This is a genomic window from Pseudarthrobacter arbutini (assembly GCF_054510915.1).
The window spans coordinates 47,378-74,313 of record NZ_JBTNDQ010000015.1 but is presented as its reverse complement, the minus strand read 5'-3'; the positions used below and the strand labels follow the sequence as shown (position 1 = coordinate 74,313).

Genomic DNA, 26,936 nt, shown 5'->3' with positions numbered 1-26,936 from the left:
TATCAACGCTCGAACTCAACGCTAACATTCAGCGAAGATCCCGCACCAACTTTGCCGAAGACAGCGACCAGTCCCCCCGTCTCGACGAGAAACTCAACCCCGACTTCGACGGTAAGTTTCGACCACTTCAAATTATCCAGCTGCGCCACGGTCCGACCAACGGCAACGCCGATTCCGTCGAGGGCCTTGTCAATTGATTCTTTGTCTGGAGCACCGACCGGCCCCTCAGGCGCTGGAACGTCGGAGTTGCGTCTTGCCTCCACGAAGAAGCGAACTCCATCGATTTCTACAGGAATGAGAACATCCTTTGCCGACAAGTGCCTCTCCTTAGGGTAAAAGTAGTCAAGTAGGGGAAGCGTACCAGTCTCGATGCCGCCACCTAAGTGATCAGGTACCGAGTCGAGGAGCTCTATTCGCTTGCACTCGCCGCCGACGCTATCGGCGGGTTTGGCGGCAGCTTGCCTCCGGTTGTTCAGTAGCATCCACGCCGGTAAACATCCAGCGGCGAGGGCTGCTCTTTTGAACTGGCGCCGGAATGACGTTGGGGCCTCAGCACTCCGCGCAGCCGATCGTTGAGGCCAGTGTCAAAGTTACGCAGGTCTTCCACGGGCTCGCAGCCGCTAAACACCTGAATGCGGAAGAGTGCGCTTGTTTACCAGGAACTTTTTGCCATCGTGTACTCAGCTCTCATGAAGGCCACCGCGGCGGACTGTATGGCGATCAAGTCCCGGGCAGCAGCCCTGGCGCCATGGCAATCGCGAGGGTCATTGAGATTTTCGGGAAGATCCAGTTCAATCTGCAGCGTTCGTGGACCAAACCTCATCTATCACGATGACGACCCTACTGTCTGAATGTGTCAACTTGAAGAGAGCCCACCAGGACGGCCCGAACAGTACCCACCTGAGCGACATACCGGGTGCCCCAGTGCAAGGCGTTGAATTTCTGCGCCAGAGGTTAGAGAGTATGGTGCGAACGGGTGAATCCGGCGTCCTCTGCTGCCAGTCGGTGCGAAGTTGCAGCCGGGCCCCTATTGTCCTGGCCTGCGCTTGAGTTCTTGGATCGGCCTGTCTGCTGGGACGGCCGGCCGTGTTGGCCGATATTCCCCCGACTCGAGATGTTTCTACTGACAAGGTTCGGAGCTTTCCATGAATAGTCCCCCCACGATGGTCCCCGGCCACTCGCCCGCACCCTTTCCACGCATGGTGCTATCGTCGCCCTTGGCGGGCTATGACGTCACCCTCGCCGAGGGGGCGAATGCGGTGATAGCTCTGAGGGCTTTGCAGGCCTTGCCCGGGGCGCTCTTCTTTACGCTTCAGATCTTCAGAGCTCATGATCTGGAATTGGAAGGCCGAAGTGTGCAGAAGGTTCCGCGTCCGGAGCCTACTCCCGGAGGGTTCGTCGTGGAGGCCCTCCTTAGGGATGACAAAAGCCCGGGTGATGAGCCTGTGCGGGTTCCTGTCAACGTCGAATCCGGTGGCGGTGGCATGGGTAGATGGGACATCTCATACTGGTTCAAGGTGCCCGATCCCGTGCCCGCAGAGGTCGCCTTAGCAGTTACTTGGCCGGATGCCGGGATCCAGCCCACGGTTCTTAGAATCGCCCGAGACGATATTCTCAGGGCGACTCCTGAAGAGCTCAGCTTCCCCCGCTAGCCACGTCCGGAAATCGTGGCCGGCAGCGCTCAACTGGCCGCCGGTCATTCTCATGCTTCGGGTAGGAGCGTCGGTTAGGACTCTGGAAAATGGTTACTGAACGCTAGCTGGGTCTGGCCGGTGCAGCTCTCATGCTGACTGTTTGGCGAGGCTGTGGGCAAGGCCGTAGGAGTCGGTGCCGGTCTCGATGATGGCGCCGTTGAAGGTCAGCCGGTCCACGACCGCGGCACAGGGGCGCGGGTCGGTGAAGGTTTTGGTCCAGCCAGAGAAGGATTCGTTGCTTGCGATGGCGATGGAGTTTTTCACTTCGCGTTCGGTGAGTACCTGGAAGAGGAGTTCGGCGCCGCGGCGGTCCAGTTCCATGTATCCAAGTTCATCAATACACAGGAGATCAACGCGGCCGTAGCGGGCGATGGTTTTGGCAAGGACTTTCTCGTCTGAGGCTTCCACGAGTTCGTTCACGAGCCGGGTCGCGAGCGCGTATTTGACCCGGTAGCCCTTTTCCGCGGCCGCGGTCCCCAGGCCGATGAGCAGGTGGGATTTGCCGGTCCCGGAGTCCCCGATGAGACATAGGGTGCTCCTTTGCGGATCCAGTCTCCGGTGGCGAGGGTGTGGATAGTGGCGGGGTTGATGTTCGGGTTCGCGTCGAAGTCGAAGTCCCCGAGCCATTTATCCCGCGGGAATCCTGCTGCTTTGACGCGGCGGATGGAGGAGCGCCGGTCACGGTCGTCGCACTCGGCCAGCAGCAATTCGGCCAGGAATCCCTGGTAGGAGAGTTGTTCCTTGCCGGCGACGGTGAGGGCTTCGTCGAGGACGGCCCGGATCGTGGGCAGGCGAAGCCGCCGGCAGGCCTGGTCCACCGCCGCGACGGCGGCTTGTTCAGTCAGACCGCGCCGCCGGCGCTGGGTCGGAGTGATGCTCGTTCCAAGGACGCCGGGGCTCATGAGATGTTCTCCTTCGATGTTGTTCCTGCGGGGTGTTCGGTGCGTTTGGCCAGCAGCTCGTCATAGGCGCTGACCGAGGGCAATGGCCTGGTGTCCGGCGGGAGCCCAGCGATGACCGCGGCCGGATCCATGAGCCGGCGCTGGGTGAGACTGACAACCCGTTGCACATTCACGTCATCGTGAGCGCCGGGATGACGGTCCGAACCGGACCCACCCGCCGCCATGCCCGCAGCGTGTCTCCGGGCTTCGACCGCGACGACGTCGGCAGTGACAGCACCCACCACGAGCGCCGAGGTGATCCCTGCCTGGACGTCTTGGGCGTCCATGGAGCGGTGGAGCAGCAGGACGTCGATGAGTTCGCGGGTTCCGCCGGCATCGCCATTGACCCTGCGGGAAGCGGCCCAGAATTCTTCATGGGCGTTGGTGAACTCTCCGGACTCGCGTGCCCGGGCCAGCGCGGTGGAACCGGGCAGCGCACCGGGTTTGGTCTTGAGGACTTCGAGATAGTGGTCCAGCTGGACGGATTGCCCGTATTTGGCAACGATCCGCTGATGTCTGGCGGTTACGGCACGCCCGTCGACAACCACGTCCTCGGACGCCCTCAACGATACCCGAAGCCTGCGTCCGATGAATCGTGCCGGGACGGAGTACTTCACCATCCGCACGGTGATCATCGAGGACCGGTCCACCCTGGGTGTCAGCACCAGTCCCGGGTCGAAGACCTCTGCGGGCAGCGGCGCCAGGAACGGCTGTTCGGCGGCGAAGTCCTGGCCGATCGTGCGGATCCTGTCATTGATCCGCCGGGCATCGTCCTGGGCTTCCCGGATCCGGATCCGGTCGTTGAGCTCATCCAGAGACTCCGTGACAGGCATGGGTGAGAGTCTGTTGCGGCGGAACCAGCCAACTTCTCCTTCGACTCCGCCTTTTTCGTGCGCTCCGTCTATCCCGGGCTGGCAGTAGAAGGGGTCGAAGCCGTAATGGGAGCGGAACAGCACCCACCGGTCGTTCTCCAGACGCTGCCGGCCCTGCCCGAAGACCACGGCAGTGACCGCGCTGGTGAGATTGTCATACCTGATGTGCTTGGTCGGGATGCCGCCCAATACATTGAACGCCTCGACGTGGCCTTCCAGAAAGTCCTCCTGGGCCTGCGTCGGGTAAATCCGGTGTATGGCCCTGCCCGAGTGAGAGAGCCGGAAGATGAACATGTGGCACTTCGTCTTCACGCCGTTCAGCACCACCCAAACTTCACCGAAGTCCACCTCGGCCTCCGCCCCGGGGGCGTGTTCCTGCCCGACGAATGCCTCCACGCGGCGGCCGGCCTCCACATCGATCTGCGCCCGCCGGACCCGCACATAAGTCCTGTACCGTCGAATACGACAGTTCCTCCGCGCCGTGCTCCTCGATGAGCCGTGCCAAGATCCTGCGGGCGGTATGGCGCTGCTTCCGCGGCGCCGTGGTGTCCTCTATGAGCATCGCCTCGATCGCGGCTTTGAATGGATCGAGACGGGGCGAGGATCGCTCCGGCGTTTTTCGCTCCGGCGGTAGTGGGGAGTTCAAAGCCTTCCGCACGGTCTTTCTCGCTACGTGGTGCTCGCGCGCGAGTTCCCGGATTGACGTTCCTTCGACTCTGGCATCCCTGCGGATACTAGCGAACAACTCCACTCTTGACCCCATCCCGGCCCTCCTGCACTTGACCCCGATATTGATGGGATCAACGCTCACAGGTGGGTACCATTCAAGCCGTCATTAGGTTCGGTATGTCGCTCAGGTGGGTACCGTTCGGGCCGTCCTAGTGGCTCCGTTCAGACTGACATATTCAACTGTCACTCGCGGGCAGCTCTCGCGTTCAGAATGAGTGTCCCCACCATTGCACTGCAACCGCCGCAGGACCAATGACCCCCGAAATCTGTCAACCATGGCAGGGTTGTGTGTCTGAGTGGACGTATCTGCCGTTGGCGGGCATGGAGACGGGACACAATTCCAGACCGAGACCCTTAATCATGCAGCCACCGGTGGCGCGGACGCTTCCGCGGAGGTGTAAACGGTACCCTCGCGAAGCATGGCCCAGGGGACGTTCAGCCGCCTCCGCGCAAGCGAGAGCATCGCTTGAATGTGGGATTTCCCTGCCCCACGCTTTCGGTAGCTGTAGCCGCGCGAGGCGGGGCAGGATTTCGGGGGGGGCCCGGAGGGGTAAAAGACTCTCAGCAATCGGCGGGCGTAGCGTCTCGGCCGATGGTGGTTTTTCGCTGATCATCCGGAGTCCCTGGGGGCTGGTGCCAGTCCAGCGACGCCTGCGAATCGGTAAGCGGACTGGAAGACGATTGGGTCACCGCAGGTGGCGCCAAGGAACTCGGCGGCCAGAATTGGACTGAACCCTAGCATGCTCAACAGCACCTTAGCGTGCTGGTGTTCGGATACTTTCTCGCTGATCAGCGTATCGAGTTTGGCGACTTCCTCGTTCAGGGTCAGGATTTTCCCGGGCGAGCGCGGCGACGATCCCCTCCCATACGCGCTGAGCGGGAACGATGGTGCGCTGGGATTTCGCCGTCTCTGCTGCGGCGACGGCTGCCGAGGACGGGGCGCCGTGCTTCTTCAGCCAAGCGTGGATCCTTGCTTCGCCGACGCCGCGGATCCCGTCGGGAATACGTGCTTCGTCAGCAACAACAGCGCGGCTTTGGACCGGCTGTAATCGAAGGCACGTTCCAGTGCGGGAAGTATTCCAACAGTTGGGCCTGGAGACCGTTGATCGCCCTTACCGTGTCCGCGGACTCATCGGCACGCCGCGGCGGTCAGGAGCCGCAGCCCCGTGCTGATCTCTTCCCCGCACGTAACGTTTGCAGGTCAGGGAGGTCCATACCTTTGTGTTGACGGATCCAAGTTCTCAACGAGGAGAAGCTACCACCCGGCGTGGTACACGTCAAGCTTTGTCAACAGCAAAAAGACAAAACGCTCCTGACCTGCGGTAATACTGTGCCCGAGGTGGGACTCGAACTGCATTCCGGCCCTTGCAAACACTGGGAACCCGCGAAAACATCAGCAATCCAGCCCAATCCGACCGATCTACGACTCGATCCCAAGCCAAAGGTGTTGACACTGTCAACACCTTCTTCTTCCCCTATCCGAACAGCTAATCCGGATCTTCTCCGAGGACATTCCCGCCTCACGGAAGAGAGCTTAGGTCTGAAGCAACTCGAGACCAAGGATTAAGCGCCCGCGCATATGATCTCGCGCAGAAAGCCTTGAACAACGGTCTCGACCTCGACGCAGTCAGTAAGTCATACAGAGAATCGATTGTCGCTAAATCCAAGAGAGCCAGACAGGCTAACCGACGGCGTTAGAGGTGCAGGCCGGCCCGTCCGCCGGCAACCCAGCTTCGTTGCCTCCCGATCGGCTGAGGGATACGGTCAGAGCATGTCGGATGCGTGGTGGCTGAAAAAAGAGAGTTACGAGCGGTTGCTATTGGATGCAGAGTCTAGGCTCTCAACAGACAGTCGATTAGGAGGTGACCGGAAGGTCTGGGCAGAGAAGCTCCAACCGAACTTTTGGAGCCATCGTCCAGTGGAAAAGGTCATCGGCCAAGCGTGTATGGAGTGTGGGGAAACCTGGCCGTGCCGAGCCTTTGTCTTCATTACGGCACCGGACTAGTAGCTGGCCTCGCGCCACTCAGTGGAAGACTTCGCGGCCGAGTGATATGACAACGTTCCAGCCGCCATTCCGAGCGGGCACTCACAGCTGCAGGCCACCAGCGCCACGGTTCTCAATTCAAAGAGGTCTTGGAGTCCTTGGTTAATGAGAAGCATCGGGGTGAAGGATCCCTCCGGCCCGGCATCGCGCCTAAATGTCGCACGCTCGGACTATGCTCCGCTCATGACTATAGATTCAGTGACGGCACTAGTTCTCGCATGGTCTGCTTCTCCATTGGGCGTTGGCGTTCTCACGGGCGTCATCGTTGCCGGAGTACTTTCTCTGCCACGCCTCATCCGCTCATTCATTCGGGGAATCATCAGCGCCCCCGAGAGGATACTCATCGGTGCCCTAAACTTCATCGATCGAAGAACCTCTGCCAAGCACCAGGGCCTTCTTTAAAGAAGGCTCGATCCCAAAATGGTCCCGATCCGTTCACTCTCCACAGGGCTGCAGACCCTGCAGCTCCAAGGTGATGCAGTCGAGGGACCAAAGCGCAGTAGGCAGCCTAACCGCCGCCGTGACCTACAAGCAGATTAGGGCCGTGCCAATGATCCAAAGCGCATCCTCATGAAACAAATGAATATCCGGTACGCCGGAGCCTGTCGGCTGTGCGGGGCCTCTCTTCGGGCCGGGACAAAAGCGATCTATGAGAACGAGACCAAGACCATCCGCTGCTTGGCCTGTGCCACCGAGGCCGCGGCGGAAGCCATAGGCCCGGACCTGGAACCACCTCGTGATGCGTCATTGTCCACTGAGTCCGGAGTAGCCGGGTCATCTGCCCGACGCGAATATGAGCGCCGCAAGGCGAAGGACGAGGAAAAGCTCGGGGAAAAGTGGGGGCACTTCGGCGGCCTCGCAGTCGCCCTCTCTGACGAGCGGCCCCACACCAAGTCCTGGGATAGAGGCGCGATTGGTGAGGAGCGACTCGGTGCTCGGCTAAACGCCCTGGCCGCCGATGGCCTGGCCGTCCTCCACGACCGACGCATCCCCGGCTCGAAAGTCAACATCGACCACGTCGTCGTCACCCCCGGTGGAGTCTGGGTGATCGATGCCAAAAGATACAAGGGACGGCCTGAACTGAAGATTGAAGGTGGCATCCTTCGCCCACGCGTTGAGAAGCTCCTTGTTGGCCGGCGTGATTGCACGAAACTAGTCGATGGGGTGCTCAAACAGCTCGACGTTATGCGCGACCTCGTCGGGGATGTTCCAGTCACCGGGGCACTGTGCTTCATCGAAGCAGACTGGCCGCTGATCGGGGGCGCGTTCTCGACTCGAGGCGTTCACGTGCTCTGGCCGAAACGCCTAGCCAAAGTGCTTACAGAGCAGACAGGCGGCGACGTTGATGTGGCCAGGACGCGTGAGTCCATAGCCTCGCGGTTCAAACCTGCATGACGTCAGGAGCCGACGTTCGAAGCTGCTCGGGAAGCACCCTAGGGGATCCCCTTGGGGTCTGCACCAGGCACCCAATAGCGCCGCGAAACACACCTGTGAGGAGCTGGACAGGCCGATTTGGGATGTCCATGGAGTGTCCCGAGTACCGACCGGATTTCAGGACGCCAAATTGCCTCTCAGCGCATACGCGCGGCGAGCTGGTCGAAGAACTCGGCGACCATTTTCTCTGCACCGTCCTTCATCAACTCGGCCCCGCCAAACCGGTAGACCTCGTAGCCGGCGAGCCTGAGCCGTCGGTCCTCGGAGACCATCTCGCTGTAGAGGGCTGGGCTCGCGGTATCGCCGTTCGCGTAGTGTTGCTTCCCGTCAACCTCGAGGACCACGCGATGTCTGCTGGAGAACAGGATGAGGAAGTCCATCCGCTGCCGTGCCAACGGGCTGCCGCTCTGGCCAGCAGATCGACGAGCCGACTGTGTCGCGGGGTCGAAGTGCAGGTAGACCTGTGGGATCAGAGCCGGGATGTCGAACTGGCCGTCCTTGTAGCGTGCCGCGTAGGCGTCGAAGATGCGGAGCTCAACCATGTTGTTTCCCAGGGAAGCCCGCAGGCGATTGTGCAGATGCATTCCGACGTCCCGTGCTGGGATGGTGTATTCGAAGCCCTCATGCTCTCTCCACCACTCGATCAGATTGCTGAATGTCAGACCATCAGCAGGGATCGGCTGACCGTAGACGAGGCAGTACTCGCCGTTGCGGACGATCTCTATGTCGTTGTTGACGGCGTCGCGCAGCACAAGCTCAGGCTTAGGTCCGTTCGCGGCGAAGATCAAGTTCTTTGCCGGCGTGCCAACGCCTCCGCCACGGTCGTACTCTGCGAGTAGAGCAGTCAAATCGGCGAGGAGCCCGCCGGTTACCTCGAGCTCAGCGACGATGCGTCGCGCAAGGGCCACGAGCTGGGGAAGACCCCAGCCCGCGGTGTACGTCTTGATGACATCACGTTTCGAGTAGTCGGCTTGGGTTGGCTGCTGCTCGGTCTCCGGCCATGGCAGCCGAAGCTCCTCGGCGAATACCGTCTCGAGGTCGCTACGCGTGTAGGTCTGGATGAGCGCCTCCTCGATAGCGCTCCGAAAGGTGCGCGACGACACCTTGGTTGGTGCCTTTGGGAGGTCGGCGAGAATTGCCTCGAAGTTGAAATTGCTCACGGCACCATTGTCCCTGTCGCCGACGACAGCTGACTCTCCCCGTTACATTTATTGGGTCCCCGAGCGCCGGGGGCATGGTCGCTGGACCCGGTATGACTTTCTCGCCCTGTTGCTGATGATCCGGGGGGTGTTGTCGCGGAGGCACCTGTTGACCGCTGATAGGGACAAGGCCGGCCCAACGGGGTCCAGGCTGAACCGGCTCGATCGGGGATACCGGGAAGGCCGCGGACGCCGTGGCCGCCCGTAGTGCCTGGATCTGCACCAGAGGGTCCAAGCCCCGCCAATTGATGGGTTTGGAAGCCATAACTGACTAGGCCGACGGTCTCCGGTCGTCGCATGCCAACACACTGTCAACCCCTAAGGGAACGACACGACAAGCGCTTGAACTGATACCTGGCCAGAAGGATGGAGAATGTCTGGGCAGGAAAGGTTCAGGGAAAAGTGGCTCAAAAAGTTCAGCTGTGTTCCACCGAGGGGTGCGAACGGCAATCGGCGTTTAAGACGCGGAAAAAAGAGGCCTGGTGTGATGAATGCCTTGTCGACGTTCTTGCCGATGTCGACCTAGAACCGCTTGAAGCCTTCCCTGGCAGCCCCGAGGACTGGTGGCTGACGCGCTGCCTCACCTGCAAGGCCGAATGCCACTACCGGCTCGTAACCCTGCTGGATAAACGCGCATTCAACGTGACCGGCTGCGGGCGCTGTGACTGGGCCAATTGGGCGAAGGACCATGGGGGTATCTCGGAACCCGTCAGTGTGGAGGCTCAACGACAGCTTCTGGATCAGCATGGCTTTGACCCGGTCGGCGAACTGCTTCCGTTGCAACCCGGACATGCGGTGGTGGCAAAGTGCCGGTCCTGTGGCATCCAAAAAGCAAAGCAGCTTATCGACATCACAGGGTGGGGCTGCCACTGCACTCGGGTCACCCGGACCGGCGGTGTCGGCGCCCGGAAAGCAGACGGCGAGAAGCGGGGCGCGAAAAACCTGTTCGTGGTTTCGGACAACGCCGCACTCAGCTGGTGGGACCACGAATCCAACCCGGAATCTGAACTGAAGACGGCCACGGTGAAGGCCACGCGCACAGCGCACTGGGTCTGTCCCGACTGCGACCACCGGTTCGAAGAACAGGTCTACATCATGGCCATCACCCCACTGTGCCCGGCATGCCATGAGCGAGACATGGCCGAGGCCGAGCGGCTGCGGAGTGTTCCGGTAGCCGACATTCCAGCGCTGCTGGCTGCCTGGGATGATGAAGAGGACCCCCGGAACGTGATGGTCTGTGGGAACGGCCCCTTGCGACGATTCCAGTGTCCCGCCGGCCACCATCCCCGGTTGGATCCCTACAGGTATTTGAGGGCCGGATGCTCAATCTGCCGTGCGCAGGCGACTCGAAAACAGAACGGACGACAGACGCTGGCGAGTGTCCTTCCGGAGATTGCTGCGCAATGGCACCCCACGCGCAACGGCACCAAGTTCACACCGGTAACCGTCGGCCCTGGTTCCACACGACCTTTCTGGTGGAGGGCAGCCTGCTGCGGCTACGAATGGAAGGACTCGGTAAGGAATCGGGACAAATACCAGCGATGGCTTTGTCCGGAGTGCAAGACCATCCTGCACTCCTGCGGCTGGCAGGACCTAGGCCTTGCCGTGGAATGGAGCCCGGAAAACCCCACCACTCCATGGCACCTGCGCCCGTTTGCCCAGACATCTTTTCTTCCAAAATGGATCTGCTCTGTAAACAGTGAGCACCAGTGGGGGGCGTCGCTTGCGTCCAGATCGTCCGGTTCTGATTGTCCAGAGTGCCAGGTAGTCGGCAAATCAAAGATCGAACTGGACCACTTTGCCGCCGCCAAAAAGGTATTCGCCAAAGTCCGCTCAGGTGCCGCTGTCAGGGACAAGGCCTTTGTCACCAAGCCACGCTGGAGCGTGGACATTCTTGTAGAGCATGACGGGACGAAGATCGCCATCGAATACGACGGGGCGCACTGGCACAGGCCCGAGGCAAAGATCTTGACCGACCGGGCCAAGAGCCTCGACCTGTTCGCCGCCGACTACTTGGTCATCAGGCTTCGTGAAGACGACCTGCCCTCTCTAGCTATTGATGATCCGCGGTACGTGGAGCTGCGGGTCTACGCCACCGCACCGCAGCCGGAGAAGATGATCGCAGAGGTCGACCAATGGCAGCGAGACGTCGCGGCGGGGAGCGCAACGGCCTGATCGCGTCCTAAACAGATCAGGTCATTGGCGAACTTTGGCCGAGGATTAGGAAGATTCGAGGAAAGTGGTGTCCACGACCGCCAGCTTGTAAAGCAGTGGCATATCAAAGCACGGCCTTCTAAGAGGCGGCAGTCGTCCACTGGTGCGAGCGGGATACGTCAAAGCGCTCAACCGCTGGCGCCGGACAGTTGAACTACGCGACGTTCTGGAACACCGCCAACCTCAACGATGGTCGGCTCTGGTTGACGGCGGCAGCCCCTCACAGCATCAATTGGGAGAGGGAGTGCAGCTGGTTGCCTGTAGGTGCGCAACTCGCCAGGAACGCTGCTTCCTCGCGCAACGTGTGAAGGCTGCGTGTAGTGGCCGCATTTGGCCAGAGGGCTACTGGATGGTGCACGGGATCGCTACGTGTCCCGGCACATCTGCATCGGGTTAGAGGCTCCAATTGGGTGGCCGGAAGGTGCTTTCTTCCCCAAGGCCCTCAAAGGGCGGCATCTCTTCGTGGTCATCGTGCGCTTCGAGTTCTTCTCGGTCCGCCCACTGAACGCTGATCGGGTTGAGATGGTCGGCCAAGGCCTTGAGGACTTCCCAGGGGGCATCAGGCAACAGATATTCGAGTGCGTCCTCGGTTTCATAGGCCGTAGCGCACCCGGCCCACATGTACCCGTCCTCGCTGTCATACGGGATTCCAGCGTTATCTGGCGTCACATACGCGGCGTGAAACTCTTCGAGGATTGCGTCCATGTTGGCCCCGATCTCCGGGATGGTGTCGCCGTCCCACTGGTAAGTTTCGTCCCGAGCGTCGAAATACGGCGCGCCGATTCTGAATTCCTCGTGGAAAAGGGGGGCCACACCGTCAAGGCCTATGAGAAGGACTACGTCTTCATGGTCAAACCTCAGTCCGCCGACGACCCGCCATTCGCGTTCCCAATCGAAGGTGTACTTCTTTTCGGGATTCCATTCGTCAATGAAGGGCGTGAGCTCCCAGAGTGGGTTGGTCCAGTCGCGGTTGTCGTACGCAATCTCTTTGAGTCCATAGATGGCCCGGTACGGCGCCTTGTCCGCGTCGAGGTACCAAACACGCTGGCCGCCTTGCTTCAGTACAAATTCCCGTTTGAACGCAATGCCCCAGGACCTGTTGCGGTCTCTCAATCGATCAAGTTCAGACAGGGGCATCTCGGTGAAGCAGGCAGCCTTGTGTTTGTCTCCGACCATATTGAGAGTCCGACCCAGACCGAAGGGCTTTCGAGCTTCGATGTGGCCTGAGGTGATGATGCTTGCCAGGGCTGCCGGGCTTGTAGTCATGTGAACGAGATAGTCACTGAGGTCCCGTGCAGTCCGATGCTGTTGTGTCCCGAGCAGGTGTCCTGGGACTTCTGAACTCACGGAGGCTTTCCTCTCTGTCAACGACTTGGCTGATAGCCTAGCCTCTGCTGAGGTCCTTTCGTGGGACTATCCAATCCGTCACCGTCAATGATTACGCAAATCATTTCAGGAATGATCGGGCCCAGGGGACATGTTGTGAAGCCTCGGCCTACTTTATCCGCTGGTTTGCAGAGGTTATTTCATGACGGGCTCCACCACGTTTCGTCACTAAAACTAAGCGAGGACGAAACGCGTTCCAACTCGGTTGGCCAAATCCCAGCGCTTCTTCCCCGCGTAAAGATCTCTTAAACGGCCTGTGATGCACAAATTCAAGCCGATGCATCCGCTGCGTAGGAGCACGTTAGGTTGACGAGAGGTCAATCATCTGCGTTTGAATCCATTGAGCAGCGCTGGGAAAACCTCGCCTGCTCCCGATCTGGGGCCAGTTGGCCTTGCTCGTCCCTCCAAGGATATGGAAGCGACGCGGGCTGATCATTTCTCTCTACCGGCAGGAGACGGCAAGCGTCGATGGGGACAAGGCCGATGCCGTCAAGATGGTGATGGCGGCCTCCCGTTCCTTTCCGGCTTGTACAGCCCGAGCGCAGCGAGGCGCTACTTGGTGCGAGGCCGGGAAGCGAGGGCCTCCGTCACGCGCCGTTCAGGACCACCTGCTTTTGTGGCGCTCTCGCGTGCAACGAGGGCTAGCTGGTGGCGGTAGAGGGTTGCGCGGCTCCAGCCAACGAGGCGGGCGGCGTCTTCCGCCGTGCGTCCCTTGGCCCAGGCGTCCTGGGCGATCGCGAGCTTTTCCGCGGTGACGATCGGGTCCGACACTGGCCGGCCGAAGCGTGTGCCGTTCTGCCTGGCGGCTGGAATGCCGGCGTTGACCCGCTCGACGATCAGTTCGCGCTCATACTCGGCGAGGGTGGCGAGCATGTTCAGCATCAGCTGGTCCGTTGAGGTCTCCGGGCCGATCCCGTCGGCGATGAAACGGACGTGGACGCCGCGGTCGCGCAGCAAAGTCACGGTGTTGAGCACGTCGATCAGTGACCGGCGCAACCGGTCGACCCGCCACAGTACGACTGTGTCGCCCTCATCGACGTGGTCAAGGAGCTTCTTCATTCCGGGCCGCTAGATGGCCGTCTTGCTCCCGGCAGATATCGGCGAAGACGTCGCGTTTCTGCACGCCTGCGGCGACTAGCGCGTTCAGTTGTAACTGGGCGTCCTGGCTGGAAGTGCTGACGAGCGTATAGCCGACCTGACTCGGGCCATTCTGACTTATAAAGTCCCCGGCTCGCCCTCGCTGAGACGGTTAGCGGTGAGACGTGTTTGCGAGACATCGGCGGGTCCGGTGCTCTCACATTCCCTTTGCCCACGCCGAGGTCCGTGACGGTGTCTTGAAAAGCTCTTGTTTGTCAACCCGCCAAGAGTAGGTCCCTCCGCGACGCGCTAACAGCGGATCCCTCTACGGTTCAGTCGAGCCGTCGTGTGGCTTGCCAATGATCGGGCGAAAACCACGAAGGACTACTATCCCGCCCACCACCGACACTATGGCTCCGGCAATCATGATGATGCCCAGTAGCCAGTTTTCCGTTGTCAAGAAGTGGACGCCGATCGCCATTAGGGAGGCAGACGCAGCAAAGCAGATTGACACCCCGACTATCACCGTTACCCGCAAGCCGCTCATGTATGTTGGCCTATCTCGTTGGTTGAGTAAGACGTCCCTCCCGCTCAAAACGTTCAGGACGTGACCAAAGCTAGCTACCAGCAACTGTCACAGCAGCACCATTTGATATGGACCTTCAACCGGGGGTCCATTGCTCAGTCCGTCCCTGTGAGCGGCAACTCATCTTCGTAGGTGACCAACTCGGCGATCTTGGCAGCAACAACCGCCATCGTATCCTCCCCCGTGTCCAACCCGTTCCGAGAGCCGAGCAAAGGACTTACTGACCGAAGTTCGTCATAGGTCGTCCCATGCACGACGGGGATCAGCAGGTCACGTGCAAGGAGTGCCGAAAGCTCCTTGTCAGAAACCCCGCGGCTGTCGATGCGCTTCAGCAACGCAGGCGTGACGAGAACAAGACCCGTACGCGACTTAGCCAGGCCTCTGTCTATTTCTCGCAGGAAGGGCTCCCCAAGCGCGATGTCCCTTTCACTGAACCAGACCGAGACACCTTCTGCCTCAAGCAGGTCGTGCAGTTCCGTGGCAGCACCGCGTCGGTCATCCCACGCGTGGCAGAGGAAGACATCGCGAAGGTCAGGCAGGCCCGCACGTAACTCGACCGTACGACGAATAGGCGTCAAGGCCCGCACTTCAGCTGGCGAGTAAGTGACGGTTGAGGTACTCGGAGACCAACTCGGCCGAGTTCTTGCTCCGACTGATCCATCTCCGCTGCTCGAGCCGCCCCCGCTGCCGCGCGGCGAGTAGGTCGGCGGAGCGTAGTAGGACTTGGACGAGTACCCATAACCTCTGCCCCCGCATGTGGGGCAGGCAGCCCGCGCAGCTGCTGATCTGTGGCCACGACGGGGGGCTGTGCATATGCTCATGACCGGAGCGTATCAGCGCCCACTGACAAAACTGATTCCGGACTACTAGTAATGCCTGGTCATATGGAACAGACAGCACTACGGGGAGATTGATGCGGTCTGCAACAAATCCGTAGGTCAGTTCAGCGCCCGGATACCGCCAGGTCAGCGGCCATCGGATGCGGCATCACTGGAACCCGCGCGTCCAGCACAGCAACCAAAGCCATACCCACTTCCCCTGGGTTGCCACGACCCTACAACGGCCGTGGAACTGAGCCCGATAACAACATAACGACAGCAGTCAGGAAAACGTCGTAGACACACCAGGTTTCAGGGAGTCCGGAGCTCTGCGACGGCGCACCCTGGACCCAACAGTCGGCCGCGCCAGCGGACGCCCTTATGGGTATGAGCCCTGGCGAACATGCCCTCCCGACCCAACGAAAACCCGCCTCGGCGGCACCTGGGCCTACCGCCGGCGGGCAGGGCCCCGCACCTGGATCCGGCGGTATGGCGGTCCTCCGCCGGCAACCAGCAGCCCAGGCCAGCCATGGGCGCGGACCGCCTGCGGTGAACGCTGTACTGCCCGGCTCGTGGTCGGGCAGTACAGCGCTTGTGAAAGCCTGGTTAGGCTGCGTCCTGCACGACGTAGGGTATCCGGTACCGGCTCGGGAGCTCGGACGCGGCTTCAGGCAGGTCGGTCGGGCCGTGGGCCTGCCCGTTCTTCCAGCGGATGAACGCCCTGTTCTGTGATCTTTAATTCGCAGAGGCCAGCCCCCTGCGGGGGCTGGCCTCTGCGACGTCAACTGTCAGAAGACCAGGAGTAAGTAACTAGGAATCCCGTTCTAGCCGTCGTCGCTCATTCTCTCGGCCTGAGCATCATGGCGACGAGCATCCTGCTGATAGCTCTCCGCGATGCCGCGCAGCACACGGGCAGTGCGCGGCCATCGAGTAGAAATCTTGGCTGCCATCTCTCGGTACTGCTTTTCGAGTTCGCGTTCCTGATCTCCCCCGTCAAAAATCCCTCGACTGGTAACCCCACGTTTGTTGATTTTGCCGATGTGCACTCCCGCGTCGAGCCGGGCGTTCCCAATGTTCTCGATGATCTCCCGGACCGGTTCCGCGGGCCAAACGCCGTCAGCGCCGACGGGACTTGACGCGAGGATCTGACCAATCTGTTCATCGCCGATTGCTACGCGCTGGCTGTCGGAGAAAGCGAGGCGGGCGCCCCTCACCCAAGCGGTCAACAGGGAACTATCAATGGTGCCATCTTCGGCGAGACCCGGAAGGGTATGCCAATGCTGAAGAACGGTGAAGGACCGATGGGCGAACGCTTTCTCCTGAGCAGTTAGGGACCGTTTTGGTTCATCATCGCCACGGTATAGAGCGTTGATCATGCTTACGAAGTCGCTGGGGTCCGTTCCCAGGGCGCGGTAGAGCGCAACTGACGGATGGTGATCATGTAGCAGTTCAAAGAACGTGAACTCGTACACTGGGAGCTCCCTGTCGTCGGGAAAGCGCTCCTCCATGTATTTCAGGATGTTGCCGAGGTAATAGCTGTTCATGGTCGTGTCGTGGACGGGACCGGGCCCGTTGAGGAGCGCGTTGAGAACCGTCTTGACGGGGCCAACACCGGGCTCGCCGTTGTCGTGGAGCATGTCGCTGAGGAGCGCTACTGCTTCCCATGGGCGATCGTGTTTGACGAGCAAATCAATCGCTTCTGGGCGCTCCTCGGGGGCGGCGTAACGGTGTTGAGCTCGATTCCAATATGCCGCCTCGAGTTCCTTTCCAAGGGTGGCCATCTCGGTCCAATATTGCTTCGCGAACGGGACGGCAGCCATGAGTCTTTCCTGTGATTCCGGCTCCTTCAATGCAGGACTGGCAAGTGCAGCCTTGACCCAGGAGAAGCCTTCAACGTGGATTTTGTCGCCGGCGAATGTCAAAGCGGCATGCCGTAGGTTTTCTTCCTGAAGGCTGAGCCAACCGAGGATCGCTTGTTCGGGGGCGCCCCTCCTTGCCGCGAGCATGCGACCAATAATGTGCGGCGTTTTCACATCAAGGGTCAACGTTGCCAACGCTTCCGGGCCGAGTGTGAGGACCTCCTCGAGTGCCTGATTTTGTAAGCGGGCGAGTTCTACCTCGTATCCTTTTTCTCCCCACTTGTAGTTAGGAATACGCGGGCGCCAGTCAAAGAGATTGGAGAAACGGCGCGCGTCATGATCAGGTGTCAGGTCATCAGCAACGGCACGAAGAAGGGCAACATCGTCGGTGGACATAGCCCACTCGGCCTCCGCATACTCCTCGTGTTTGTCTGCCTCGCTGATCAATGCTTCCCATATCGCATACCGTTCTTCCTCCTTCCAAGTGTCGGCGCCGACAGCCTCACGAAGCTTATTGATAGCTACAACCCGTTCATCGATGGGCAGCATAGCGATCTTGGGAAGCAACTCCAGCCATCGTCCAGTGTCAGTGCCGATGACACCCATGGCCATGGCAACAAGCCTGTGGACGAAATGACCCCAGTCCGCGTAGGTCACTGATTGCCTGACCGGACTCCAGTCGCGGAATGCAGGCGCGTGAGGGGGAAATGCGGTCGCATGGTTCTCAGGCCACACTCCCATGAGGAGCTTCCAGCCAACGCCCGGCTCGCGCTGAAGGATCCGCTCGACTACCTCGAGTTTGTCGTCAACCGTAGCCCCGCTCTGAGGAAGCCAGCCAGTTACGACGGTCTGAAGACTCAAGATCGGACGGTTGCTGAGCCGGCCTCCAGGGTCGATCAAGGAAAGCTGGCCGAGAAGCAGCGCTGCGCGGCCAAAATAGGTGGGCGACCAGCAAAGCGTTTCAATTGCCCACAAAAGACTTGGATGCGGCGATGACGGGCCGAACACGACGTCTTGGGCTTGATCCCGAAACATTGTGCAGAGGACAGGATGCGGTTGCTCAAGGCCAAGCTCGACGGCGTCCAGAAACACCTCCGGCGACGCTTCGGCCAACGCAGGCAAGGAACCTGCCAACCGCGCCCAGGTCTCGCCGGACGCGTCGGCATTTGCTGCTGTAAACAATCCGTGGACGAGCTTATCCACTCGACTTTGCATTTCCAGGTGCGGTGGAAGTTCGACCTCGCTCGCTGCCGAAAGCGCCAAACCGTTCGCGAGTCCCTTCTTCAATATCTCCGAATATCCCGGTTTCGTGCCCTGCGCACTCGCTGTCATTCGGCTTACAGTGTCCATGCCTTGAAAGGGATCGGGTTCCAGCAGAACCTGCGCAACGACTTCAGCCCAGCGGGCCAGGTCGCTGGTCGTCAACGTAGGCAAGAGGAGCAAGGCCGCCTCTACTGGCGAGGTCAACCTCCACGTACCTCCCGAGCGGACAAAAGGGGCATCGCTACGGCCGGCCAGGCTGGTAAGGAGTCGCTCTATCTCGTCTCGTGCTCGCCCAGCCAACTTCTCCAGGGCGAGGAGGTCTTTTTCATGGCCTGACCACAATCCGGCCAGTACCAGGGGCGCCAGAATGGCAGCGGACTCAGGCTTAGATGCCCAGCCTGGCTTGCGGAAGCGTGGCTCAACTGCAATGGAACGGATGAACGCGGCCATACTCCGACGGGCTAGGGCCACCATGGTTTCCGCATTGTCCGAGTCGGCAACTACTGCCTTCAAAGCCTCTCGAGCGGCAACCCGATCGATCTTTCGGAGCTCGATTCCTTTACCACTGCGAACGACGTCGTCAGCCTCGGCGAGTAGGACGACACGGTGTCCGCCGTTTACCGTCGACGCAAGGTCTGGTTCGCCCTCGAATAGCGGCACAAGGAGCAGGGGAACCGGCGACTCGACCAACCGCTGCCACGCGGCTTTATCAGTCACCACGACGGTGCGGTAAAGAAGCTCTTCATGCGTCGCCAATGCTGAGAAGAGGAAGGCCAGAGCGTCGTCCTGCCACTGGGCGGCCAGCGTCACGACCGCATCCGCCTGCGCTGCACCCGTCAGAGCGGCAAGCAACTCATCGGCCGCGGCTGAACGCCCGGCAACGAAGAACTCCGGCGGAAGCGCGATCTCGATGCGCCCTTGAAGCGAGTTCCACCACCGTTCGATGGTCTGTGCGTCGCGAGGCCGGTACCCAAGGCGCTCGGAAATCCAGTAGTGCACCGAAGGAGACGCTTGGAGCCAACCCTCAAGGCGGTGCGCATCGAGGGCCACAGCGCCGGCGAACTTAGATTCGGCTACTCGATCGGTTACCCATTTCTTCGCTCCTGCCCAGTTGCGGGGTGTCGCGAACACGAATACTGAGCCCGCGTCATTAGGGAGTGACTCTATGCGCTTGTCGTAGTCCCTCTGCGCCTTGCCCTTCGGGTTGGCTTCGGTTCCGAACTCGAAACGCAGCTCACCCGAGGGGAGAAATGTGCTTCCAGTGGACGTCGCGGTTCCATCCCATCCGGGCGCGGCACCACCTTCGTGCGACCGCACGTCGACGTTGGTGATGCCAGGAGTCACAGCCAAAAGGCGACGGATCAGTTCTGGAAAGGCTCCTTTGGCATCATCACGGTCCGCCCAACTTTCAAGTTCGTTAGCACTGATCAGCTCCGGCCCGTCGGCCCGAAGGGCGGGGGCTACTGACGACGTGCTTTTGCCGCGCTTTTTGAGAAGACGTTCGACCTCTGTCCGGGCGAAGCGATGCTGCGATGAGTCCGGCAGACGCGCTGAAGTCAACGTGCCCCCTCGCACCCAGTTCCTGACGGTGTTCTCATGCACACCGAGCAAGGCGGCCGTTTCCCTCACATTTACAAATGGACTGCCTTCACCTTCACTGTTCATACCAAAACAGTAACACGTTGTGGGCTTTGTGGACTTTCACCGACCTGCCGACTGCCCATCAGCGACAGTGCAGACGCGGGCGCTGGCCGGGAAATGCCGCGATACGGGATCCGGCAGAAGCAGAATGATGAATGAAGACGCAGATCCACCGAAAAGCAACGGACCCAGAGTGGGTGCTGATCCTTCTGCCATCCGTAGTTACCATCGGCTGGCAGGATTCCGCGTCTTTTCGGTGCGGCCTTGCGGAACGAAGGCTTCTACAAAAAGCTCTCGCTGCGGGCGTTGATCAGCTTGTTTACGAAACGAAACAAAATACGTAAGTGGAACACGTATTCAGTCCAGACCAGCACGTGTCATTTTCCGAAGTCGTCTGCACAAATTTCCTTACTCGCCTGCACAACCGGTTCGGTGATTGCCTGACCAGGTCTTGTCTGCTCAGTTGGCCTCTGGATTGGTCGGCGGGGCTTCTCTGGGTTCGGGGTGTCCTGACCGACGCGGGACGAGTTGCGTCCTCCCCTCCTTGTCAGGGTTAGTGAGGGGCGGCTTGTGAAAAAGTGAAATATCCAGCGCTAAGGTTTTGCCGTGCGGCGTAGTGGCCTGTAGTTGCCGGGTTTGATCTGGTTGGCGCGGGGCCAGGTGTAGTCGCCGGTGAGGTTGATTGTTCCCAGCCCAGGGGTGAGGGGAACCGCAGGAGGTCAGGATCCGTGGGCCTGCCGTTGCTGTTCAGGGTGGTGACGGTGCGGTCGAGGTAGACGGTGTTCCAGAGAACGGGGTCGCCGTAGTACTCGGGAAGAATCGGGCGGATATGCCTGAGTAGCCTCCTGACCAGGAGATTTTCGCACGCTGACCGGTTTGCTCAGGGGGATATCTCGCAGCAGGGTGCCCGGGACGAACCCGCCGGATCGCCCGCGGATTCCGCAACTTCGAGAACTACAGAATCAGGAACCTGCTCGCGGCAGGAGGCCACCGCCCCTACCGGAAGAAATCACGAAACCAACACTTAAATCCGAAGGGCCCGTTAACATTGGCGACTTTTCTCCTTGACAATATCCGACAGAGGAGCGCGCAATTTAGGGTAGGGAGTCCGTACGCCGAAGACGGCCTCAACTACTGACGTTTAGAGCGGGTGGGGATCCGAATGATCGACGGCCAGCCGGCGGGAAGCCGTTTCAGGGACCGCGTCTGGGTGCGGGTGTTGCTGCCCGACGTTCTTATCCTTCTTCTCGCGCCAGCTGCCGAGTATTTCACGTTTAACTATCTAGAAACCTTCCAGGACCTGGGATACGCAGTGGGTCTGACACTGCTCGGGCTGTTCACGTTCTGGGGAATATGGTCCTATGAACGGACAGTAAGGGGCGAGCCAGGCTCGGTGGCCATGCGCGATGCTATCGCGGCCACCGTCGTTTTGGTTTATCTTGTGGTCTTGTCGTGGGCCCTCTTCTTCGGTTATCTTCCGGACCCGATAGATCCAAGCAAGCCGCGCCCGCTCAATCCAGTAACAGCCGCAATGTTGACGAGCTTTACGTCTGTGACGTCAGTCGTAGTTGGGTTCTATTTCGGTTCCGTGGCGCTCGGCCAATTCGCAGAGCGCGGTATTCGTGCTCTGCAGGCCCAGGAAGTCCATGAGGAGACTAAGACGACGAAGGAGACATAAGGGTCGAGGCGCGTAATAGGCCGTGAAGGGGCGGCTTGTGAATTCGTCGAATCCGACGCTGACGCCTCGCTGCGTCCGGTGACGATCGTTCGCAAGACACTCGAAGGCATCTTTGCAGAGCGGCGGAACCACGGGGCCAACTCTGTAATGCTTCCCGTGTACGCAGCTGTGTAACGCCCAGCCCGGTTGGTGACGACCGGATCAGCTGAGGGAGCCGAGGTGACGGCGATGGTTGCCGGGGGTGGTGTTCAGCCGACGGCGAAAGGTGCGGTTCATCGTTTCCGGAGTGCCAAAGCCGCAGGTCTTGGAGATCTGTTCCACCGAAGACAGCGTGGTCTCCAGCAGTCGGCAGGCAGCCTCGATGCGGAGCGACTCCACATGGTCAGCTGGCGTGCTCGACACCTCGGCCTTGAACAGCCGACTGAACTGCCTCTCAGAGAGGTTGATCCGGCGGGCCAACGCGGGGATCGAGAGATCGTCGGCGAGGTGCTCAGGTATCCACGACAGCAAGTCGCTCACAGGCTCACTGTCCGATTCCTGCGCGGCCAGCAGTGCCGAAAACTGGGCTTGTCCGCCGGAACGACGGAGGTAGACCACCAGCTGTCGGGCTACCGTGGCTGCGGCCTGTCGTCCGTGATCGTCGGCAATCAGAGCCAGCGCCAGGTCAATTCCGGCCGTCACCCCGGCGGAGGTCCATACGTTGCCGTCACGGACAAAGATGGCGTCGGTGTCGACCGCGATCCCGGGGTAGTCGTTGTCCAGCTGCTGGCATTCTGCCCAGTGCGTGGTGGCACGACGCCCGTCGAGCAGCCCGGCAGCGGCCAAGAGGAACGCCCCGGAGCAGACCGAGGTCACTCGACGTGCGCGGTCGGCCAGCCGGCGCACGTGCCTCACCAGTTCGTCATCTGCGGCGGCCTCGTCCATGTCCCGTCCGCCGGCGACCAGGAGTGTGTCGATAGGGGTACTCACGTCAGAAATCGGGGTGGTGCCGAACTCCAAGCCACAGGTGGCCAACACTGGCCCTCCGGCGGAGCTCACGACCTCGGTGCGGTAGGCGACATTGGGCAGGAACCGCGAGGCACTGGAGAACACCTCTAGCGGCCCGGTCACGTCGAGGATCTGGGCCGACGCGAACGTCACGATCACAATCCGAGGTCCGCTCATGGTTGGCTCCCGGAGATCTTCCTGGTCCGCCGGGTCAGGACAGCAGCCGCCCCGGCGAGACAGCTGAGCATGAGAGCCGCCATCAACAGGTGGGTCTCTGTCGGAAGGTACGAGGCGATCAGGTCCCGCTCTGGCGTCATCCTCCACCCCGTGGCCACGGCGGCGACAGCGAGCGTGAACGCGCCCACCCTACCGATCAAACCCCAAATACCGCGGGAGACAGGGAGCGCCACCGCCAGGCCCGACGCCCGACGAACACTCCCCTGAGGAGGTACCCGCCCGAACCCAGGGCACCCACCGCCAGCAGGCCTCCCACGATCGAAAACGCGATCGCCACGGATTCGAGGTCATTCTCCAGTCTGACCCCAATGTTCGATGAACCGGTTCCCAACCATGCTCCCCAGGTTTGCATGACCACGCCGGTGACTGCGTAGCTACGGCTGTTGGAGAGTACGACGATGCCTTCGCCCCGATCGGGCAGGGTCATAAACTGCGTTGATGTACCCCTGTTGCTACCACCGTGCCCGATCCCCGTGGCGCCGCTTGGGAGTGCGTCGACCTCGTACCCAAGGCTGGTCCGCATCTGATCCGGCAGGGTAAACGCGGCAGTCATCTGGGAAAACGTCCCGGGCAACAACACGCCGCGTCCCGGGGCCTCGCCATCAGGTCCGGGCATGCCCGCCGCCATGAACCGGGCCAGGTCCGTGGCCGTGCTGTACAGCCCGCCGGACGCGCGCTCGGTGAACAATGAGTTGGGCATCGGCTGCCCGGCGTCGTCGTACCCGATTGCAGTCACGTCCTGCATGTCGTCCCGCCACTGAAAGGTGCTGCGGGACATCCCCAGGGGGTCAAGCACCTCACGTTGCATGTACGCGGAGAACTCCTCGCCGGTAACTTCCTCGACGAGCAGCTGCAGCACCGTGAACCCTCCGTTCGAGTAACCGAGCTGCTGTCCCGGTTCCATCGTGATGCGCACATCGTCGGGCCTGGGCCGAGCATCGACACCACCGCTCTCACCGGCCAACGACTCCTCCAAGGTGGGCAGCGGTCTGGTGGTCGGCAATGGCGAGTAGTCCTGATTGTTCAATCCCGCGGAGTGACTCAATACGCGACCCACGGTGACGCCCTCACTGTCATACGGTGAGGCCGGGAACTGCCATCGACTCAGGTAGGTTTCAACCGGCACGTCGAGGTCAATCCGTCCCTGCTCGACGAGCCGCATCACGCCCCAGGCAGTCACCGCTTTGGAAATCGATCCCGTATGTGAAGACCGTGTCGGCGGTGACCGGAAGACCGCGCGCCGCGTCGGCTTGACCATATCCGTTGCGCCAAACCACTTCACCGTTTCGGACCAATGCCACCGAAGCGCCACGTACCTCGGCCCCTGTCAACCACTTGGCCTGACCACGGTCAAGCTGTTCAGTGAAGCTCTGCAGATCTCCGCTGGCGGTGGCCGGCCGGGCGATGAACCCAGCCAGCATTATCCCGGCGGCCATACAGGTGGCGAGGCCTACGAGCAGCCACAGCCGCAGTCTCATACGGGTCTGGCTGGTGAAATGGGTCTGGTACATTTCGTCTCGTCTCAACTGATGGAATGAACTAAGTCTGCGCCCGTTTAGGGGGTCGGCGCCATGACACGTTGTTGACGATTACGGCCATCAGCGGTGATCCGGTGACCCGGGCCAGTCGCCGCGGAAGCCGTTCGGTCCAGCAAGGTCCAGCAGAGAGCGCGAACCCGAGGGTCTGCAGTATCAGTGCTCCGGCGACCGCGTTCAGCCCTCCGAAACCGATCACTGCCATGAGCACGCCGGACAGGGCACCCCGGCAGCGTGCAGCCATATGGTGTTCTCTTCTCAAGACCCGATGCGAGGGTTCCGGACGCGACTCTACCGGTCGAGGACTATTTGTGAGAACCACCGCCTAGGCCACTCCGAGGCTCGGGTGTCGTTTTTCGAAGTCGACTGCACGGAATGTCCGAAGTCCTCTGCACTCAGGGCCAGAGAGCGGGTCCTTACCGCGTAGGCCGAACGGCAATGGCGGTTCCGCTACCGCCCGGTTTTCCTCCTTCGCTAAGTCGCCGCTGCGGATGTGACTTTCCGCCCGGCCGGTTTCTCAGGAGCAGGGGCTTCCGTTCCCTGGGACGCAGGGCCAAGATTGACGCATATGAGCGACGAACATTGCTGCGAGAAGATCAGGGGTGACGCAGGATGGCCCAGTCGAAATGGATTCCCCACCGGCGGCGGGAACAGTCGTGGGTCCTGTTGTTGTTCGCTGTCATCCTGGCTGTCCTGGCGGTTGTCGTTGACCAATGGCAGGGTCCTTCATGGTTGATCGTCATGCTGGCGATCCTGGCCGGTGTGGGCGGAGTGCTGTTGGTGCGTCTGAAAGAGGATGCCAAGGCGCACGACGCCCGCACAGGGTTACTCGAGAACTCGATCCTGACAGCCGGGGACGGGACCGGGCGCCCCCCGACCGTGGCCGGGACGAGCCTCGAAACCCTTGGCGTTCATGAAGCGCTGGAAACTGTCCCGTACCTGCACCGCGATGCGGAACGCGAGCTGCTGGATGTCTTGGAGTATGGGGCGCCGGCCCTGGTGTTGGGCCCCTCGATGGCCGGCAAGACCCGCATGGCCGCCGAGATGATGCGCGCCCGTTATGGCGAGCGGGTGCTCGTGATCCCGGATGCTCCGGACGGGCTAGCCCAACTGATGAACGGTGGCGAGATGCCGGACCAAGCGGTGATCTGGCTCAATGATCTGGACCGCTACATCACTGATCCGAAGAACCTCAAAGGCAAGTGGATCGACGAGCTAACGGGGGCGAGGAATATCGTGATTGCCACGATGCGGGAGAGCGCCTACGAAGGCTTTCAGCCCACCGGTAACCTAAACCGCACCCAGTGGGGCCTCTTGCTCAAATTCCACAAAGTGCACCTCCTAAACGACGACAGCGAGCGGCAACGGCTCGCGGAACAGAGCGGGGACGCGCGGATAGGCGCCGGCATCTCCCGCTACGGTGTGGGCGCCTACATCGGCGGCGGCTTCCTTGCCAAGGAACGTTGGGAATCGGGAAAGAGCGAGCATCCTCTGGGCACAGCCCTTATCCACGCTGCAGTGGACTGGCGCCGCAGCGGCATCGCAGAGGCCATCCCCCAAGCGATTGCCGAAGCCCTGGCCCCGACGTACCTCACCCGCAGTCAACTCGACGACGGAGTGGAGGATCTCCCCAGCGCTATCAGCTGGGCAACAGACAGGAAAACAGGCGGCGGTGCGTTCCGGCTGCTCTCCCCGGTGAACGGCGGCTGGCGTCCCTTCGACTATCTTCTTGACCACATCACGGCCCACGGGGACAAGATTCCGGATCAGACCTGGGAGGAGGTCGCGCGCGGCGAGGCACCCGAGGGAAACCTTGTGACCGCCGGCGTGACCGCCTACGAAAGCGGCCAGGAAGCAATCGCGGCGCGATTGTTCACCCGGGCAGTCAGCCTCGGCAACGCAATAGGCATGTACAACCTCGGCGTCCTGCTCGAGGGGCGGGGCGAGACGGAGCAGGCCGAAAAGCTGTTTCGCCAGGCGGCGGGCCTCGGCCACGCAGGCGGCATAAGCAACCTCGGTGCCCTGCTCGAGGGGCGGGGCGAGACGGAGCAGGCCGAAAAGCTGTTTCGCCAGGCGGCCGGCCTCGGCCACGCAGGCGGCATGAGCAACCTCGGTGTCCTGCTCGAGGGGCGGGGCGAGACGGAGCAGGCCGAAAAGCTCTACCGCCGGGCGGCCGGCCTCGGCGACGCAGGCGGCATGTACAACCTCGGTGTCCTGCTCGAGGGGCGGGGCGAGACGGACCAAGCCGAAAAGCTCTACCGCCGGGCGGCCGGCCTCGGCGACGCGGATGCCATGAGCCACCTCGGTGCCCTGCTCGCGGGGCGGGGCGAGACGGAGCCGGCCGAAAAGCTCTACCGCCAGGCGGCGGGCCTCGGCCACGCAGGCGGCATGTACCACTTCGGTGCCCTGCTCGCGGGGCGGGGCGAGACGGAGCCGGCCGAAAAGCTCTACCGCCAGGCGGCGGGCCTCGGCCACGCAGATGCCATGAACAACCTCGGTGCCCTGCTCGCGGGGCGGGGCGAGACGGAGCAGGCCGAAAAGCTCTACCGTCAGGCGGCCGGCCTCGGCAACACGGTTGCCATGAACAACCTCGGTGCCCTGCTCGCCCGACGCGGGCAGACGGAACTGGCCGAAAAGCTCTACCGCCAGGCGGCCGGCCTCGGCCATCCGAGCGATTTGTGACTCTCAACTTTGGTTCGGCGGTTCTGGACCAGTAGTCCCATGGATATTGGGTACGCCCGC

General features: G+C 61.3%; 14 protein-coding genes and 4 pseudogenes. 5 read left to right on the top strand and 13 right to left on the bottom strand.

What is annotated here, in order from left to right; genetic code table 11:
* Window positions 1-2: 2 nt before the first annotated feature.
* Window positions 3-482, bottom strand: coding sequence for a CU044_2847 family protein (locus ACX80V_RS16895; RefSeq protein WP_485844104.1), 480 nt, complete (start codon window positions 480-482; stop codon window positions 3-5).
* Between the two features lie 717 nt (window positions 483-1,199).
* Between ACX80V_RS16895 and ACX80V_RS16890 the strand changes: the two genes are divergently transcribed.
* Window positions 1,200-1,652: a hypothetical protein gene (locus ACX80V_RS16890; RefSeq protein ID WP_485844103.1), complete on the top strand. Its 453-nt coding sequence runs from the start codon at window positions 1,200-1,202 to the stop codon at window positions 1,650-1,652.
* Window positions 1,653-1,781: 129 nt separating this feature from the next.
* Here ACX80V_RS16890 and istB read toward each other — a convergent pair.
* The 3 genes and pseudogenes from istB to ACX80V_RS16875 form a co-directional block, all read right to left on the bottom strand.
* Window positions 1,782-2,596 (bottom strand): annotated as a pseudogene (istB, locus tag ACX80V_RS16885) (IS21-like element helper ATPase IstB).
* Window positions 2,593-4,270: pseudogene (gene istA / locus ACX80V_RS16880) on the bottom strand (IS21 family transposase). Before istA ends, istB begins: the two co-directional pseudogenes overlap by 4 nt.
* A 576-nt stretch (window positions 4,271-4,846) precedes the next feature.
* Window positions 4,847-4,978, bottom strand: a complete 132-nt coding sequence (locus tag ACX80V_RS16875; protein ID WP_485844102.1) for a transposase — start codon at window positions 4,976-4,978, stop codon at window positions 4,847-4,849.
* A gap of 1,881 nt (window positions 4,979-6,859) precedes the next feature.
* Here ACX80V_RS16875 and ACX80V_RS16870 point away from each other — a divergent pair.
* The gene (locus ACX80V_RS16870) at window positions 6,860-7,675 is read left to right on the top strand and encodes a nuclease-related domain-containing protein (RefSeq protein WP_485844101.1); all 816 of its coding nucleotides are present in this window, start codon (window positions 6,860-6,862) and stop codon (window positions 7,673-7,675) included.
* 176 nt (window positions 7,676-7,851) lie between these two features.
* On the opposite strand, the gene ACX80V_RS16865 is transcribed toward ACX80V_RS16870, so the two are convergent.
* A complete protein-coding gene (locus tag ACX80V_RS16865; RefSeq protein WP_485844100.1) occupies window positions 7,852-8,874 on the bottom strand; it encodes a putative endonuclease domain-containing protein in 1,023 nt (340 codons plus the stop codon).
* Window positions 8,875-9,315: 441 nt separating this feature from the next.
* On the opposite strand from ACX80V_RS16865, the gene ACX80V_RS16860 reads away from it, so the two are divergent.
* Window positions 9,316-11,088 carry a zinc-ribbon domain-containing protein gene (locus ACX80V_RS16860; protein ID WP_485844099.1) on the top strand — a complete coding sequence of 591 codons (1,773 nt, stop codon included), beginning with the start codon at window positions 9,316-9,318 and terminating at the stop codon, window positions 11,086-11,088.
* A 432-nt stretch (window positions 11,089-11,520) separates the two neighbouring features.
* On the opposite strand, the gene ACX80V_RS16855 is transcribed toward ACX80V_RS16860, so the two are convergent.
* The 5 genes and pseudogenes from ACX80V_RS16855 to ACX80V_RS16835 form a co-directional block, all read right to left on the bottom strand.
* Window positions 11,521-12,393, bottom strand: a complete 873-nt coding sequence (locus ACX80V_RS16855) for a hypothetical protein (RefSeq protein ID WP_485844098.1) — start codon at window positions 12,391-12,393, stop codon at window positions 11,521-11,523.
* Window positions 12,394-13,065: 672 nt separating this feature from the next.
* Window positions 13,066-13,732 (bottom strand): annotated as a pseudogene (locus tag ACX80V_RS16850) (recombinase family protein).
* A 539-nt stretch (window positions 13,733-14,271) separates the two neighbouring features.
* Window positions 14,272-14,754, bottom strand: a complete 483-nt coding sequence (locus tag ACX80V_RS16845) for a toll/interleukin-1 receptor domain-containing protein (RefSeq protein ID WP_485844097.1) — start codon at window positions 14,752-14,754, stop codon at window positions 14,272-14,274.
* A gap of 1,064 nt (window positions 14,755-15,818) precedes the next feature.
* Complete coding sequence (locus tag ACX80V_RS16840; RefSeq protein WP_485844096.1) at window positions 15,819-19,781, bottom strand: helix-turn-helix domain-containing protein; 3,963 nt, start codon at window positions 19,779-19,781, stop codon at window positions 15,819-15,821.
* 569 nt (window positions 19,782-20,350) lie between these two features.
* Window positions 20,351-20,550: pseudogene (locus ACX80V_RS16835) on the bottom strand (Tn3 family transposase); the annotation flags it as partial.
* 369 nt (window positions 20,551-20,919) lie between these two features.
* Here ACX80V_RS16835 and ACX80V_RS16830 point away from each other — a divergent pair.
* Window positions 20,920-21,435, top strand: a complete 516-nt coding sequence (locus tag ACX80V_RS16830; protein ID WP_485844095.1) for a hypothetical protein — start codon at window positions 20,920-20,922, stop codon at window positions 21,433-21,435.
* Window positions 21,436-21,636: 201 nt separating this feature from the next.
* On the opposite strand, the gene ACX80V_RS16825 is transcribed toward ACX80V_RS16830, so the two are convergent.
* The 3 genes from ACX80V_RS16825 to ACX80V_RS16815 all read right to left on the bottom strand — a co-directional run bounded on the left by ACX80V_RS16825 (window position 21,637) and on the right by ACX80V_RS16815 (window position 24,170).
* Window positions 21,637-22,599 carry a GlxA family transcriptional regulator gene (locus ACX80V_RS16825; RefSeq protein ID WP_485844094.1) on the bottom strand — a complete coding sequence of 321 codons (963 nt, stop codon included), beginning with the start codon at window positions 22,597-22,599 and terminating at the stop codon, window positions 21,637-21,639.
* A 196-nt stretch (window positions 22,600-22,795) separates the two neighbouring features.
* On the bottom strand, window positions 22,796-23,821 hold the full coding sequence (locus tag ACX80V_RS16820; protein ID WP_485844161.1) for a serine hydrolase domain-containing protein: 1,026 nt from the start codon (window positions 23,819-23,821) through the stop codon (window positions 22,796-22,798).
* On the bottom strand, window positions 23,793-24,170 hold the full coding sequence (locus ACX80V_RS16815; protein WP_485844093.1) for a serine hydrolase: 378 nt from the start codon (window positions 24,168-24,170) through the stop codon (window positions 23,793-23,795). Before ACX80V_RS16815 ends, ACX80V_RS16820 begins: the two co-directional genes overlap by 29 nt.
* A gap of 636 nt (window positions 24,171-24,806) precedes the next feature.
* Here ACX80V_RS16815 and ACX80V_RS16810 point away from each other — a divergent pair.
* Window positions 24,807-26,876, top strand: coding sequence for a tetratricopeptide repeat protein (locus tag ACX80V_RS16810; protein ID WP_485844092.1), 2,070 nt, complete (start codon window positions 24,807-24,809; stop codon window positions 26,874-26,876).
* Window positions 26,877-26,936: the final 60 nt, after the last annotated feature.

Bases quoted from the DNA above. Each gene is read 5' to 3' on its own strand.
- ACX80V_RS16895 (WP_485844104.1), bottom strand. From the start codon at position 482: ATGCTACTGAACAACCGGAGGCAAGCTGCCGCCAAACCCGCCGATAGC.
- ACX80V_RS16890 (WP_485844103.1), top strand. From the start codon at position 1,200: ATGGTGCTATCGTCGCCCTTGGCGGGCTATGACGTCACCCTCGCCGAG.
- ACX80V_RS16875 (WP_485844102.1), bottom strand. From the start codon at position 4,978: ATGCTAGGGTTCAGTCCAATTCTGGCCGCCGAGTTCCTTGGCGCCACC.
- ACX80V_RS16870 (WP_485844101.1), top strand. From the start codon at position 6,860: ATGAATATCCGGTACGCCGGAGCCTGTCGGCTGTGCGGGGCCTCTCTT.
- ACX80V_RS16855 (WP_485844098.1), bottom strand. From the start codon at position 12,393: ATGACTACAAGCCCGGCAGCCCTGGCAAGCATCATCACCTCAGGCCAC.
- ACX80V_RS16840 (WP_485844096.1), bottom strand. From the start codon at position 19,781: ATGAACAGTGAAGGTGAAGGCAGTCCATTTGTAAATGTGAGGGAAACG.
- ACX80V_RS16830 (WP_485844095.1), top strand. From the start codon at position 20,920: ATGATCGACGGCCAGCCGGCGGGAAGCCGTTTCAGGGACCGCGTCTGG.
- ACX80V_RS16825 (WP_485844094.1), bottom strand. From the start codon at position 22,599: ATGAGCGGACCTCGGATTGTGATCGTGACGTTCGCGTCGGCCCAGATC.
- ACX80V_RS16820 (WP_485844161.1), bottom strand. From the start codon at position 23,821: ATGCGGCTCGTCGAGCAGGGACGGATTGACCTCGACGTGCCGGTTGAA.
- ACX80V_RS16815 (WP_485844093.1), bottom strand. From the start codon at position 24,170: ATGTACCAGACCCATTTCACCAGCCAGACCCGTATGAGACTGCGGCTG.
- ACX80V_RS16810 (WP_485844092.1), top strand. From the start codon at position 24,807: ATGGCCCAGTCGAAATGGATTCCCCACCGGCGGCGGGAACAGTCGTGG.